Source organism: Novosphingobium sp. FSW06-99 (assembly GCF_001519065.1).
Classification (GTDB): Bacteria; Pseudomonadota; Alphaproteobacteria; order Sphingomonadales; family Sphingomonadaceae; genus Novosphingobium.
The window spans coordinates 16,161-30,148 of sequence record NZ_KQ954266.1 but is presented as its reverse complement, the minus strand read 5'-3'; the positions used below and the strand labels follow the sequence as shown (position 1 = coordinate 30,148).

Here is a 13,988-nt window from a genome sequence, read left to right as displayed (position 1 = left end):
GGTTTGCCGCACGCGGTCAAGCCCGGGGTCATGATTGGCCGAGCAAATCCGGGCCGATCTGGCGCGCGTCAACCGGCGCGATCGTCGTGATCGACCGCCGCCATGAAGCGAGCGGCGAGACAGACATCGCGGGCAAACGTATGGACCGGGTCGATCAGCCGCTGGTGCGTTTGCGTCAAGGGGCAGTCGATCGAGTGCGCGCGGCGGTCGGGGGTGCTCTGGGCGGCAACGATCGCGGCGATGAAACCGGCGGCGATCAACGCGAACGTGGCCAGGCGGACATAGGAAAACGTCTTGATCATGAGCGATCTCTTGCGGTCTGCGGTCACGGTCGAGGCTTGCTTGGCGAAAGCCCGGTGATGCAAAAGGGGCCCGCCGGCGGCTCTGCCAGCGGGCCCCTTCCGCATGTCCGACCTGGCTGTCATGGACGGACAAGACAGCCAGGGTCGCTTCGGGTCATGCGGTAGCTCAATGCACCGGGGTTTCGACCGGCAGTGCGGTGGCGACATGGACCGAGGTTTCGCGCATGGCTTCTTCGCGCTTGCTGTCGATCTGGGCGAGGCCGCTCTTCAGCGCCTTGTTGAGGCAAGCGCGCTCGTCATCGTTCAGCCCGACCTTGGGATCGAGATTGGGGGCGCAGATATCGAGTGCGACGCGGTGCAACCGGGCAATCAGGTGGTCGACCGCCTTTTGCGAGGTGAAATCGGTGGCGGCGATGTTGAGTTCGGCTTGCGGGGCCTGATCCGCTTCGGCGGCCTGGGCGACGGGGGCCAGCACAAACAGGCTCGACGCGATCAGGGTGGCAGCGGCAGTGCGAACGATCGAGAAAGTCTTGGTCATGGGTCATCTCCTGAATTTTCGTTCAGGCTTCTTGCCTGACAAGGAGATGATTACGCCGGGGCGATCCGGCTTACGCGTGACGGCCATCACGCCGCCACTTTTTTGTATTTTATTTTGTCATTCCGGCTGACCGATCGGGCGGAACACCATCACCAGCAACAGATCGGCAATCCCTTCCATCGCCGGAGGGTTCAGCATGGCAAAGGCATAGTTCGACCGGCAGTGCCACAGCCCGGGTGCAAATTCGACGATGCCGTCCAGCACCGGCTTGACCGGCACCTCGCGCGGGTCGGCGCCGTTGCGGGTCTGGATATAGTCGCAGGTCGGCACCGCCAGGATCGTCTCGATCTCGACATGGCGGGCCACCGCGCCGATTTGCACCACCACTGGATAGCGGTCTGCGCCCAGGGGAATGCACAGCGCAAAAAACCCGTCATGGGTCGGGCGTGCGGGGCACAAACCCGGCACTTCGCCCTGCGGCTTGACCAGGATCACCGGCACGGCAGTGCCCCCGCTGACCGAATCCGCGAATGTCAGCGGCGCGGAAAACCGCGTCGCGGCAAAGTTGGCCAGCCGCAACGGCATGCCCGCGTCGGCCAGTTCGGCAGGTACAAACATGCGCCGCGTGCTTTTCTGGTAGAACAACCCCTTTTGGCGCAGGCCACGCCGCGCCGCCGCCGTATCGAACAAGTCGATCGTTTCGTCGGTGCCAAGGTTCACGTCGTGTTCGAATGCGGCGATCGTCGCGATCTCGTGCGGCAGTGGCAGGAACATCAGCCGGGTCAGCCCCGCTGCGCACGCCTCGCGCCACAGCCGGTCATGATCATCGGGCAGGGCACGCCGGATGGTGGCGCCCGCCACTTGCCGGGCAAATTCGACGCACCCGGCCTGAACCGCATCGCGCACCGCGCTCTGGTTGTCCTTGATGGCGTTGGCGGCGCGGATCGGCGTGCCGTCGGGGGTATAATCGATTACCGATCCGATTGCGGTGGTCGCCAATTGTTCGAGCACCGCGACATTGCCGATCATGGTCGCCAGTGCGGTGGGGTCGAAATGGCGCGGATCGAACCAGCCGCGCTTGTCGAGGCCCGACAGTTCGGTTTCGCGCAGCAGCAGATAGCGCCCGGCGACATGCACATCGAGCGCGCGCGCCAGCAGCGGCCCGGCCTGGTTCTGCACCGAACCGTTATAGCCAAGGTCGATCAGCATCAGTGTGTCGCCGGGGCGGGGATCGATCGCGTTGCGCACATGCCCGACCATACGGTCGGCCAGTGCGCGGGCATCAGCCAGGATGGCGCGGCGATTGCCGGGATCGTCGCACCATTTGCCCAGTGCGCGGCGCGCGGCCACCGGATCACGGCCCTGGCAGATACGATTGAGCGTGGTCTGGTCCAGCCGCAGCATCCGGCCCAGGGTGGGCGCAGGGGTGGTGGCCTGTTCGGCAAGAAAGCGTGAAAATGCGACATCGCTGTTCAGCGCGGCAAAGGTCGCGGTCATCCGGCTGATCTCGACCGCGTGCCCGCTGTCGCCCCGAGCTTGATGCACGCGCAACGGCAGATGGCCATCGCGCAGCATGAACAGCCAGTGCACGCGTCCACCGCTGCTCGCGAGCGCCTCTGCTTCTTTGTGCAACCACGCATCGAACCCGCAGAACAGCGGCCCCAACACGCCATAGCCCAACCGGTGTGCCGGATCAGGCTGTTGCGGCACACCCAGGGCCAGCGCGGCGCGATGCGGTTGCGGGCGGGCCAGCCGCTCGGGTGCATCGCCCTGCAACATCCCGGCAACCGTGCTTTCCAGCCGCAATTGCTCAGCCGCCTCGGGCGTGAACTGTTTGAGATGGAGCGTGTGCACCCCGAACGGGCGCACCCCCAGCACATCGGCATGGTGGTTGTCGCCGATGTGCAGGATCTGGTCGGCGTGGGCCTTTACCCGCGCCAGCACTTCGCCGTAGAGCCCGTCGCCCTTTGGCCTGGCAAAGCGCGACGAACAGAACACCTGGTCGATCAGCGCGGCCACGTCATCGCCCGCCGCCTGGGCGATCAGGTGCAGCAATTGCCGCTGATCGAGGTAAGTGTCGGAGACGATGATCACCTTCAACCCGCGCCGCCGCGCCTCGTGCATCAGCGCCACGGTGGGGGCAAAGGCGTGGCAATGGCGCGCCTCGGTGGCCAGTTCGGCGTCGATCGCGGCCAAGCGCGTACGGCGGTCGGCACGCGGCATCACTTCGGCATAGATCGCCTCGATCGGTACGTCTTTTGCGCCGCGCGTCGCGTGGGCAATCGCGCGCGCGCGCCCTTCGCCGGTGGCGCGTTGCCAGGCGGTGACACCGGGCAGGGCGGCAAACAGATCCTGCGGCAGATGGCAATCGCGCCACAGCAGCGTGTCAAAACAGTCGAGGCTGAGAATCTTGAGCCCGGCGTAGCGATCGAGCACGAACGGCAATTCGTGCGGCAGGCAACTGTCGTCGGCGCCGGTGACAAATGCGCCTGCGGGAACCGGCGCGCTCATCGCGCCGCCTGTCGCCGGGATCGGGTTCGATCGGTCTGTTTCACGTGTGGCCCCCGTGGCATGGTTTCGCGCTGTGGAAGGTCTAGCCCGCGGATGGTTAATCCGGGTTCACCCATGGACTAGGGAACGCTGCGCAGTGCCGCCGACAGCGGCGTATGGCTCACGGTGTCATAAGTTGCTTTGCTTGTGCCGTACATTCGCTAGGATGCATCGCAAATCATGCCGGGAGACGCGATATCGTGACCAGAGCCAGGACACCTGTCTCGCCCAAATTGGCCATGGCGCTGATCGCGCTGCTGTTTGCGGGCAATGCGCTCAACTATGTCGACCGGCAGGTCGTCGCGTTGCTGAAACCGACCTTGCAGGCCACGTTCCACTGGTCCGACGGCGACTTTGCGCATCTTGGCGCGGCGTTCCAGTTTGCCGCGGCCAGCGCGCTGGTTTTCGTGGGCTGGTTCATCGATCGGCTGGGCGTACGGCTGGGCTATGGCCTGGCGGTCTTGGTGTGGAGCCTGGCGGGCATGGCCCATGCGGTCGCCGCCAATGTGCAGCAATTCGTCGCCGCGCGGATCGTGCTGGGGATTGGCGAGACGGTCAGCACACCCGCCGGGGTCAAGGCGGCGACACTCTATCTGACGCCGAAACAGCGTAACCAGGCACTGGGCGTGATCAACACCGCGCCCAATATCGGTGCGATCATCACCCCGCTGATCATCCCGCCGTTTGCCGTGGCGTTCGGCTGGCAGGCGGCATTTGTGGTGACGGGCGGGTTGGGGCTGGTGTGGCTGGCGGCGTGGTGGTGGGGCACGCGTGGGCTGGAACCGGTGGGTGCGCTGGCCGAACGCGCGCCGGTCGAATGGCGCGCGATGTTGCGCGAACACAGCACCTGGGCGGTGATCGGGGCGAAATTCTGGACCGACGGGGTGTGGTGGTTCGTGCTGTTCTGGATGCCCGACTATTTCCATCGGGTGTTCGCGATGAACCAGGCCGAGCTGGGCCGACCGATCGCACTGACTTTTGCGCTGGCGGCGACCGGGGCGCTGACGGCGGGATCGCTTTACCCCTGGCTGATCAGGCGCGGCATGGATGCCGATCGTGCGCGCAAGCGGTCGATGCTGCTGTTCGCGCTGGTGGTTCTGGCAATGCCGATGGCGCTGCTGGTGCACAGCGTTTGGCTGGCGGCGTTGCTGATCGGGCTGGGGCTGTTTGCGCACCAGGGATTTTCGACCAGCATTTTCGGCATGGCCGCCGATATCGTGCCGACCCAGCATATGGCCAGCGTGATCGCGCTGGGCGCGGTGGCGGGCAATCTGGCGGGCATGGCGGTGATCGAACTGGCCGGTTGGTCGCTGGGGCACGGGTTTGGCTATGCGCCGATGTTTGCCTTTTGCGGGGTGGCGTATCTGATTGCGCTGGGATGGATCAGTCTGGCCATGCCGCGTCTGACACCCACCCAATAACAAAACGGGGCCGGTGCTGTGCACCGGCCCCGCCGTCGTGACCCTGCTCGCGCGTGATCAGAAATTGTAGTGCAGCGTGACCCCCCAATAACGGTCGGAATCGCGGGGGATCTGATAGAGATACGAACCACCCGGGCCGCCGGTGCCGATGGTCGAGGCATAGTGGTCGTTGAACAGGTTCTTGACCACGACTGCCAGACGATAGTGCTTGGCAAGGTCGACGGCGGCCAGGCTGATATCGACCTGGGTATAGGCCTTGAGGATCTGTTCCTGGAACGCCAGTTCCTGCGCCGCCGTGTTGGTCGGGGCCAGTGTCGACACCTGCTTGTCGGTATAGGCGGCCAAAGCGTTGAATTCGAGCGCAAAGGGCAGGCCCGTGGGTTCCTGCGTATATGTCGCGCCCAGATTGCCCTTGTTCTTGGGCGCAAAGGCCAGCGGGGTACCCGACGCGATATAGTTGATCGCCTGTGCGGCCGGCGGTTCGAGGAACTGGTCCACGCGCGCGTCGGTATAGCTGTAGCCGCCGTTGATCGTCAGGTGACGGTTGGGACGGAACAGCAGTTCAAGCTCGCCGCCGCGGGTCGAAACATTGCCCGCATTGATGATCGTGGTGGTCACCGTGCCGTTGACGGTGGTGGGGTAATTGGCCTGATAGTTGTAGACCTTGGTGTAGAACCCGTCGATGTTGAAGATCAACCGGCCATTGGCAAAGCTGTTTTTTAACCCGGCTTCGAACGCGTTGGAGGTTTCCGCCGAAATCGGGGCGGTGTTGGCAGCGGTCATGTTGAAGAACACGTTGAACGCCGGGCCTTTGTACCCGCGCGAATAGCTGGCATAGAACATGTGGTGCGGCGCCAGATCATATTCCAGCGCGGCCTTGCCCGAAACGTTGTTTGCGCTGGTTTCACCCGTCCACGGCGTGCCGTTGAAGGTGCCGCCCGCCGCCACATTGGCGTCGAAATTGCCCGCAATCCCGGCCGGGCCGCTCACGCCGTTCAAGGCATCGGTGCGCGTGTCATAGGCGGTGACTTTGTCGTGGGTATAGCGCAGGCCGGTCACCAACCGGAACGTCGGCGCAAAGTGCCAGGTCGCCTGGCCATAGGCGGCAACGTTGTCGAAGGTCGATCCGAACACGCCCACCCCGACCGCGTTGACGATCGTCGAAAGGTCGGCGGGGCAGGGGATCAGGCCATTGGCCTGCCTGGCTGCGGTCGTGGCCAGGCAATAGGTATCGTTGCGGGTATAAGTCCGTTCGGCCACCGCCTGATAATAGAACGCGCCGACGACGTAATCGACAAAGCCGCCGGTCGGCGATGTCAGGCGCAGTTCCTGGGTAAATGTGTGTGACCGTTCGGGGCCGATATCATGGATCAGCGGGTTGCCGAGATAGAGCTGGTCGACCCAGTCGCCATCGCGCACTTCCTCGTTGTTCCATTTGCGCCATGCGGTGATCGAGGTCAGCGTGTGCGTGCCCAGCGCCAGATCGGCCTGCAACGACGCGCCATAGGTTTCTTCCTCGGTGCGGTTGGGCATGCTCTGGATGCTTTGGCGCGTATCGCCGCCCAAGGCCGGGGGCAGGATGCTTTGCAAGGCCGCCTGGCTCGCCGAGGGCGTGGGATTGAGCGCGCCGATCACAAAGGCGCAGCACTGGTCGTCGGCCTTGCGGTAATCGGCAATCAGCTTGACGTGCAGGTTGGGCGTAACATCGCCGATCAACTGGCCGCGCACACCATAGTGCTGATAGCCGTTGATCTTGCTGTGGGTCGTTTCGTCCCAGATGTTGCCTTTGTAATCGCTATAAAATCCGGTGACTCCGGCGCGCCAGTTGTCACCAATCGGGCCGCTCAGATTGGCCTTGAGCTTGTACTCGCCGCCCTCGAACACGCCGACGTCCATATAGCCGCCGAGTTCCTTGCCGGGTTCCTTGGTGACGATGTTGATCACCCCGGCCGAGGCATTCTTGCCGAACAGCGTGCCTTGCGGGCCGCGCAGCACTTCGACGCGGTCGAGGTCGTAAAGATCGCCAAAGCTTTCGCCCGCACGTGCCAGCACCACGCCGTCGAGCACGCTGGTCACGCTGGGTTCGGCGGCGATCGAAAAGCTGACCGTGCCGAGACCGCGCAGGAACAGCGCCGAATTGAGGCTGGTGTCGCCCTTGACGAAAGTCAGCGCGGGGACCAGTCGCTGGGTATCCTCGATATTGTTGGTCGACAGCCGCGTCATCGCATCGCCCGACACGACGGTGATCGCGACGGGCACTTTTTGCAGCGGTTCGGCACGTTTTTGTGCGGTGACGATGATTTCGGCGGGCGGGGCGTCGGTCGTGGCGCCGGGCGTGGCGGTGGGCTGCGCATCGGCGGCCAGCGCCGGCGATGCGATCAGCGCGACCAGTGGCAACGCGGCCAAGGCACAATATGTCGGTCTCATGTCATTCTCCCCTGAAAGGCACGGCGCGTGTGGCGCCTGTACTGGTGTGTTCGTGCAGGTCACCGCTGTGGCGGTGGCTGGTAGACGACGCCGATGTTATGTCAATTACATTTGTAGAGATTGTTGCAGGGCGCCGATTTCAGCGCGACGCACGCCAACGCACGCCGCGCAAAAACACGACCGAATTCCGCAAAGATGCTGATTTCATGCCATTCGTCCTCTCTGCCCGCCGACCGGTGCGCCGGTCGATCGTGACTGTTTGCAATGTCGCGGAATCGTGTTCCGGCCTGCTATTCCCGGTTGATTTGCCGATCTGTGCTCGATATGTCAATCGGTGTCATAAGGGCTTGGCATTTTTCCAGGTGCGCCGCGACGGCGGCCTGGATATGGATGGGCCGGGTGTGGGATAGCCATGAAATTGCGCCTCGAAATCGAACAAACGGGATTTTCGCTGGTCCTGGCGGGACGTACGGTGCTGCGTCACAGCGCCGATTGTCCATCGGTGACAGTGGCGCGCGGGCACCCCACGGTGACGATGCTGCGCGGCAATTTCCGAATCGAGGATGCGCCCCAGGGCCAGACAACGCCGCGCGACTGGCACCGCGATGGCGATGCTGTCGTTCTGTGCGACGATACGGTGCCGGTGGTGCGGATCGCCTGGACCGATGCCGACCTGACGGTCACGGCGTGCGACCCCGCCAATGATCGCATCCACGTCCGGCTTTACGCCGATCCGCACGAATACGTGTGGGGTGGCGGCGAGCAGATGAGCTATTTCGCGCTCAACGGACGGCGGTTTCCGATGTGGACCAGCGAGCCGGGGGTGGGGCGCGACAAATCGACCGCGCTGACGCAAGTGATGGACCAGACCGGCATGGCCGGTGGCGATTACTGGAACACCAATTACCCGCAGCCGACCTTTATGACCTCTCGCTGGCTGGCGGTGCATTGTGACACCACCTGCTACAGCGTGCTCGATTTCACCGATCCGGCGCATCACGGTGTCGAAATCTGGGCCAGCAGCGCGCGGTTTGTGCTGTTTGCGCAGGATGATCCGCACCATCTGATTGCCCGGCTGGCATCGTATTTCGGTCGGCCACCGGCTTTGCCAGACTGGGCCATCGGGGGGGCGATTGTCGGGCTGAAAGCCGGCTTTGCCAGCTTTGACCGGCTTGAGCGCTTCGTTGATGCAGGCACGTCGGTCGCGGCGCTGTGGTGTGAAGACTGGGCCGGGGTGCGTGAAACCAGCTTTGGTCGCCGCCTGTTCTGGGACTGGCGCTACAGCGCGGCGCGCTATCCCGATTTGCCCGCACGGATTGATGCTCTGCATGCGCGGGGCATCCGCTTCATGGCTTATGCCAACCCCTATCTGGCCGTCGACGGGGCCTTGTACCGGGAAGCCCAGGCGGGTGGGCACTTGTGCCTGCGGCAGGACAGCGATGCGGTCTATCTGGTCGATTTCGGCGAATTCGATTGCGGTGTGCTTGATTTCACGCGGGCCGAAACGTGCGACTGGTTTGCCGAACGCGTGCTCGGGCGTGAAATGCTCGATATCGGCATCGATGGCTGGATGGCCGATTTCGGCGAATATCTGCCCACCGATGTGCGGCTGGCGAGCGGGATCGATGCGATGGCGGCGCACAATCTGTGGCCGGTGCTGTGGGCACAGGTCAATGCGGCCGCGCTGGCCGCGCGCGGGCGCACCGGTGATGCGCTGTTTTTCATGCGGGCCGGATTTTCCGGGGTGTCGCGCCACTGCCCGCTGCTGTGGGCGGGCGACCAGTCGGTTGATTTCACGCGCCACGACGGCATCGGCACGGTGATTACGGCGGCGCTTTCGGCGGGGCTGGTGGGCAATGCCTACAGCCATTCCGATTGCGGCGGCTATACCTCGCTGCACGGCAATGTGCGCAGCGTGGAACTGATGCAGCGCTGGTGCGAACTGGCCGCGTTTGCCCCGGTCATGCGCAGCCACGAAGGCAACCGGCCCGATGACAACTTGCAATATGACAGCACGCCCGAACTGCTGGCCTGCTTTGCGGCATGGAGCCGGGTTCATGCGCATCTGGCGCCCTATGTACGGCATCTGTGCGACGATGCGGTGGCGACCGGGTTGCCCGTGCAACGCCCGCTGTTTGTGCACTATCCTGCCGATCGCGAACTTTACGCGATCCAGGACCAGTATCTCTATGGCGCCGATCTGCTGGTCGCGCCGGTGATCGAAGCGGGCAGCACCACGCGGTGCGTGGTGCTGCCGGGTGATCGGCCCTGGCGCCATGTCTGGACTGGGCAGGACCATGCGCCGGGCACTGTGACCATTGCCGCGCCGATCGGCCAGCCCCCGGTTTTCTATCGCCCCGACAGCGTCTATGCGGCGCTGTTTGCGGGATTGCGGGAGATCATGGCACCATGAGCGAAAGAGCGAATATTCGCGACGTGGCCGCGCGCGCGGGCGTTGCGGTCAAGACAGTCAGCCGCGTGCTCAACGGCCATCCCTATGTCAGCGCGCCGATGCGTGAAAAAGTCGAACGCGCGATGCAGGAACTCGATTTCCGCCCCAGCGTGGCCGCGCGCATCCTGTCGGGATCGAAATCGAACCAGATCGCGCTGATCTATGACAACCACAGCCCTTATTACATGTTTCAGATCCAGTCGGGTTGCTGGGATTGCTGCAAGGTGCATGGCATTCGCCTGCTGGCGCAACCGGTCGATGTGACCGATCCCGATGTCGGTGATCAGGTGCGCGGGCTGGTGGGCGAAACCCATGTCGATGGCATCGTGCTGTCCTCGCCCGTTACCGATTGTCCCGCCGTGCTGCGCGCGCTCGATGCGCTCGATATTCCCTTCGTGCGGATATCGCCGGGCACCAATCATGCGATGACATCCTCGGTATTCATCGACGATGCGCAGGCCGCCGACGATATGACCACGCACCTGATCAATCTGGGCCATCGCCGCATCGGTTTTATCAAGGGCCATCCCAACCATCCGGGCAGCGACGACCGCCAGTTCGGCTATCGCCGCGCGCTCGATCGCGCCGGCATTGCGTTCGAACCGCAACTGGTGATGCCCGGCGCGTTCGATTTCGAAAGCGGCATGGCGGCCGGCGCGGCCTTGCTCGATATGCGCCATCCGCCCACGGCGGTGTTCGCCGCCAACGATGACATGGCCGCCGGCGTGCTGGCGGTGGCGCACGACCGGGGTCTGTCGCTGCCCGATCAATTGTCGGTGGCGGGATTTGACGACACCACGCTGGCCCGCACGGTCTGGCCCGCGCTGACCACGATCCATCAGCCGATGGCCGATCTGGCGCGCACCGCCACCGAAATCCTGATCGCCGGTGGCGATATCACCCATCGCCGATTGCCGCACCGGCTGATCGAACGCGCTTCTGTTGCCCCTCCCGCCAGGATGAACCCATGAGTGAGTTGCCGCTTCCGCCTGTTACCCGTCCGCTGGGCGGATCATCACTGACCGTATCGCCGATTGCCTGGGGCATGTGGCGCTTTGCCGAACACGGGCGCAGCGCGCGCGAGGCGGCGGCGCTGCTCCATGCCGCGCTCGATGCCGGAATCACGCTGTTCGACACTGCCGATATCTATGGCTTTGACGGTTCGTCGGGTTTCGGCGATGCCGAGGCATTGCTGGGCGAAGTCCTTCGCGCGCAACCGGCCTTGCGCGATCGCATGGTGCTGGCCACCAAGGGCGGCATTGCGCCGCCACTGCCCTATGACCAGAGCGCGGCCTATCTGGCGCACGCGATCGATGCCTCTTTGCGGCGGCTGGGGGTCGATTGCATCGATCTGTGGCAGATCCATCGCCCCGATATCCTGGCGCATCCGCACGAAGTGGCGCGCGCGCTCGACGATGCGGTGGCGGCGGGCAAGATCCGCGCGCTGGGTGTGTCGAATTTCACGATGCCGCAGGTCGCCGCGCTCAACCATTTCCTGGGGCACAAGCTGGCCACCACCCAGCCCGAAATCAGCCCGTTGCGCATTGCCTGCCTTGAAAATGGCGAGATGGATCAGGCGATGATGCTGGGGCTGACACCGCTCGCCTGGTCGCCGCTTGGCGGCGGGCGGCTGGCCGCGCCCGAAACCGCGCGCGACATCGCAGTTGCCGCTGCGCTCGATGCCTTTGCCGCGCCACGCGGAATTGGCCGCAGCATCGCGGCCTATAGCTGGCTGATGGCGCATCCGGCAGGGATCATCCCGATCATCGGGTCGCAAAATCCGGCGCGCATTGCCGAAGGTGCGATCGCGTTGACCGTGCAGTGGTCGCGTCAGGATTGGTATGCGGTGCTGGTCGCCGCACGTGGGGAGAAGCTGCCATGACATGCGAAATTGCCTGGTTTTCGGCATTGTGCGACGATGATTACGAATTTCTCGGCGTGCATGATCCCCACCTGAAATCGAGTTGGGAGCACTGTCGCAATATCGTGCTGCGCGCCGAAGAGGGCGGGTTCGACAATATCCTGCTGCCCTCGGGCTATAGCCTGGGGCTCGATACCACCGCCTTTGCCGCCGCCGTGGCCACGCAAGTGCGACAGATGAAGCTGTTGTGGGCGACCCGCATCGGCGAGGACTGGCCGCCGCAACTGGCGCGGCGCATCGCCACGCTCGACCGCATTCTGGGGCCCGATGCGTCGGGCAAGGCCGGGCGGCTGAATGTCAACGTGATCTCGTCTGACATGCCGGGCGAAGTGATCACCTCGGCCGCGCGCTATGCCCGTGCCACCGAAGTGATGCAGATCGTGCGCACGCTGCTCAACGGCGATCCGCTCGATCATCAGGGCGAATTCTATCGGCTGAAGCTCGATCCACCGCGCGTGACGACGATTTCGGGCCGCTGTCCGGCGTTCTATTTCGGCGGATTGAGCGAGGATGCGCGCGAATGCGCGGCACAGGGCGCCGATGTCTATCTGATGTGGCCCGACACGATGCCCAATGTGCGCGCGATCATCGCCGACATGACCACGCGTGCGGCGCGCCATGGGCGCACGCTCAAATTCGGCTATCGCGTGCATGTGGTGGTGCGCGAAACCGAGGACGAGGCGCGTGCCTATGCCGACCGCCTGCTGTCGAAACTCGACGATGCGACGGGGCGCGCCATCCGCGAACAGTCGCTCGATGCGAAGAACTATGGCGTGCAACGGCAGGCCGAATTGCGCGGCGCCGCCGGTGGCGACGGGTTTGTCGAGGAAAACCTGTGGACCGGTATCGGCCGGGCGCGGTCGGGCTGTGGCGCGGCGATCGTCGGCACCCCCGATCAGGTGCTGGCCAAATTGCGCGCTTATCAGGCAGAAGGGATCGAGGCTTTCATCCTGTCGGGCTATCCCCACGCGCAGGAGGCCGATCTGTTCGCGCGCCATGTCCTGCCGCACATCGCGCACGGCCCGTTACAGATCTGACCCTGTATTCGGCAAAGGATTTGCCCGGATTTGACAAAGCGGTATGGTCCCCTCCAGCGCGCCGTCCGGTGCGCTGGATCGGGGGATCATGGCCACGCTCGATGACCAGTTGATCGCAATGCTCTACGGTGCGGTCGATTGCGATCAGCGCTGGGTAGACCTGATGAACATGCTGCGTCAGCGGTTCGGGGTCGAAAGCGTGGCGGCGCAATATCTGGTGGCGACGCACAACGATCTGATGCCGCTGTGGTGCAGCCGCGACAGCGTGTCGCAAAGCCGCGCGGCGCTGCATGATTCCTGGGCCAACAGCCTGGCCAATCCGCGCTTCCGCCGCCCGATCGGGCCCGCCCGCGACATGGAGATCGACAGCGACCACCGCAGCGTGGACTATTCGCCGCAGGATCGCCGCGCCTTGTTTGACGGGTTGGCCCGGTGCGGGCTGGGCCCGGCGTTCTGGATCAGCCAGCAGATCGATCCCGAACGGCATTTCACCCTGATCTTTCACCGCGCGCCTGGCGATGCGCGCGACATGGAGGCCTCCGAACATACCCTGTTGCAGGCGATGGCGCCGCATTTTGGCCAGGTGGTGCGGCTGTGGGAACGGCTGGCCGCCGCCGAAGCGCACACGCGTCTGGTCGAACAGGCGGGTGAGGGCATGATGACCGCGCTGGTTGCCTGTGATGGTGGCCTGCGCACGCATTGGCTGAATGCCCACGCGCGCCACTTGCTCGATAACGGGGATGTGCTGGGTCTCCACCGCGGGCGGCTGGCCTGTGCGCTGCGTGCCGATCAGGAACGGCTGGCGGCGCTGGTTGAAGGCCGGTCTGACCGCCCGGTGGTTGCGCTGGGCGGCGGAGACTTGCCGATTGTCCATCTTCGCGTCCAGGCACCGTCTGCGGTCGCCGGGCGCTTTGCCCTGCATCGCGACACGGTGCTGTTGGCGATCACCCGGCCAGACCGTGCCTTGCGCTATGATCCGCAGGATATCGCGCAATTGTTCGGGCTGACCACCACCGAGGCCGCGCTCGCCGCCAGCCTGGCTGCCGGGGCCAGCGTATGCGATTTTGCCGAGGCGCGCGGCGTGGCCGAAGGCACCGCGCGGCTGCATCTTAAGCGCGTGCTGGCCAAGACGGGGGCAGGGCGCCAGTCCGAACTGGTACGGCGGATATGCCTGTCGGTGGCAGGGCGCCCGGCCTGACGCGCCGCAACGCGCATCTTTTTCGTTATTTCCTATAGCATATACCATTTGGGGGACGCGCGGCCGGCTGCCGTGGCGCATCGATGGCGAATCCCGGGAAGACCGATTGATCCGGGCAAGCAACCGCACAAGCGGGAACGAT

10 protein-coding genes are annotated in these 13,988 nt (G+C 64.5%); 6 read left to right on the top strand and 4 right to left on the bottom strand.

Annotation, left to right across the window (positions count from 1 at the left end; translation table 11 throughout):
- Positions 1 to 68 precede the first annotated feature (68 nt).
- The 3 genes from AQZ49_RS20020 to AQZ49_RS20010 form a co-directional block, all read right to left on the bottom strand.
- Positions 69 to 302: a hypothetical protein gene (locus AQZ49_RS20020; protein WP_156428413.1), complete on the bottom strand. Its 234-nt coding sequence runs from the start codon at positions 300 to 302 to the stop codon at positions 69 to 71.
- Positions 303 to 468: 166 nt separating this feature from the next.
- Positions 469 to 840: a UrcA family protein gene (locus tag AQZ49_RS20015; protein ID WP_067620203.1), complete on the bottom strand. Its 372-nt coding sequence runs from the start codon at positions 838 to 840 to the stop codon at positions 469 to 471.
- A 117-nt stretch (positions 841 to 957) separates the two neighbouring features.
- Positions 958 to 3,351, bottom strand: coding sequence for a hypothetical protein (locus tag AQZ49_RS20010; RefSeq protein WP_067620200.1), 2,394 nt, complete (start codon positions 3,349 to 3,351; stop codon positions 958 to 960).
- A 278-nt stretch (positions 3,352 to 3,629) separates the two neighbouring features.
- On the opposite strand from AQZ49_RS20010, the gene AQZ49_RS20005 reads away from it, so the two are divergent.
- Positions 3,630 to 4,811 carry an MFS transporter gene (locus AQZ49_RS20005; RefSeq protein WP_067620197.1) on the top strand — a complete coding sequence of 394 codons (1,182 nt, stop codon included), beginning with the start codon at positions 3,630 to 3,632 and terminating at the stop codon, positions 4,809 to 4,811.
- A 57-nt stretch (positions 4,812 to 4,868) separates the two neighbouring features.
- Here AQZ49_RS20005 and AQZ49_RS20000 read toward each other — a convergent pair whose 3' ends face one another.
- Positions 4,869 to 7,238 carry a TonB-dependent receptor gene (locus AQZ49_RS20000; protein WP_082701938.1) on the bottom strand — a complete coding sequence of 790 codons (2,370 nt, stop codon included), beginning with the start codon at positions 7,236 to 7,238 and terminating at the stop codon, positions 4,869 to 4,871.
- 412 nt (positions 7,239 to 7,650) lie between these two features.
- Here AQZ49_RS20000 and AQZ49_RS19995 point away from each other — a divergent pair, with 412 nt between their 5' ends.
- The 5 genes from AQZ49_RS19995 to AQZ49_RS19975 all read left to right on the top strand — a co-directional run bounded on the left by AQZ49_RS19995 (position 7,651) and on the right by AQZ49_RS19975 (position 13,846).
- Positions 7,651 to 9,651, top strand: coding sequence for an alpha-glucosidase (locus AQZ49_RS19995; RefSeq protein WP_067620190.1), 2,001 nt, complete (start codon positions 7,651 to 7,653; stop codon positions 9,649 to 9,651).
- Entirely contained in the window at positions 9,648 to 10,661 is a 1,014-nt protein-coding gene (locus tag AQZ49_RS19990) for a LacI family DNA-binding transcriptional regulator (protein WP_067620187.1), read from the top strand. The genes AQZ49_RS19995 and AQZ49_RS19990 overlap by 4 nt, the downstream gene beginning before the upstream one ends.
- Positions 10,658 to 11,572 carry an aldo/keto reductase gene (locus AQZ49_RS19985; RefSeq protein ID WP_067620184.1) on the top strand — a complete coding sequence of 305 codons (915 nt, stop codon included), beginning with the start codon at positions 10,658 to 10,660 and terminating at the stop codon, positions 11,570 to 11,572. Before AQZ49_RS19990 ends, AQZ49_RS19985 begins: the two co-directional genes overlap by 4 nt.
- Entirely contained in the window at positions 11,569 to 12,648 is a 1,080-nt protein-coding gene (locus AQZ49_RS19980; protein WP_067620181.1) for an LLM class flavin-dependent oxidoreductase, read from the top strand. Before AQZ49_RS19985 ends, AQZ49_RS19980 begins: the two co-directional genes overlap by 4 nt.
- A gap of 88 nt (positions 12,649 to 12,736) precedes the next feature.
- Complete coding sequence (locus AQZ49_RS19975) at positions 12,737 to 13,846, top strand: helix-turn-helix transcriptional regulator (RefSeq protein ID WP_231739339.1); 1,110 nt, start codon at positions 12,737 to 12,739, stop codon at positions 13,844 to 13,846.
- Positions 13,847 to 13,988: the final 142 nt, after the last annotated feature.

What these genes read in the sequence shown, in the direction of transcription:
- AQZ49_RS20020 (WP_156428413.1), bottom strand. Translation starts at nt 302, where the DNA reads ATGATCAAGACGTTTTCCTATGTCCGCCTGGCCACGTTCGCGTTGATC.
- AQZ49_RS20015 (WP_067620203.1), bottom strand. Translation starts at nt 840, where the DNA reads ATGACCAAGACTTTCTCGATCGTTCGCACTGCCGCTGCCACCCTGATC.
- AQZ49_RS20010 (WP_067620200.1), bottom strand. Translation starts at nt 3,351, where the DNA reads ATGAGCGCGCCGGTTCCCGCAGGCGCATTTGTCACCGGCGCCGACGAC.
- AQZ49_RS20005 (WP_067620197.1), top strand. Translation starts at nt 3,630, where the DNA reads ATGGCGCTGATCGCGCTGCTGTTTGCGGGCAATGCGCTCAACTATGTC.
- AQZ49_RS20000 (WP_082701938.1), bottom strand. Translation starts at nt 7,238, where the DNA reads ATGAGACCGACATATTGTGCCTTGGCCGCGTTGCCACTGGTCGCGCTG.
- AQZ49_RS19995 (WP_067620190.1), top strand. Translation starts at nt 7,651, where the DNA reads ATGAAATTGCGCCTCGAAATCGAACAAACGGGATTTTCGCTGGTCCTG.
- AQZ49_RS19990 (WP_067620187.1), top strand. Translation starts at nt 9,648, where the DNA reads ATGAGCGAAAGAGCGAATATTCGCGACGTGGCCGCGCGCGCGGGCGTT.
- AQZ49_RS19985 (WP_067620184.1), top strand. Translation starts at nt 10,658, where the DNA reads ATGAGTGAGTTGCCGCTTCCGCCTGTTACCCGTCCGCTGGGCGGATCA.
- AQZ49_RS19980 (WP_067620181.1), top strand. Translation starts at nt 11,569, where the DNA reads ATGACATGCGAAATTGCCTGGTTTTCGGCATTGTGCGACGATGATTAC.
- AQZ49_RS19975 (WP_231739339.1), top strand. Translation starts at nt 12,737, where the DNA reads ATGGCCACGCTCGATGACCAGTTGATCGCAATGCTCTACGGTGCGGTC.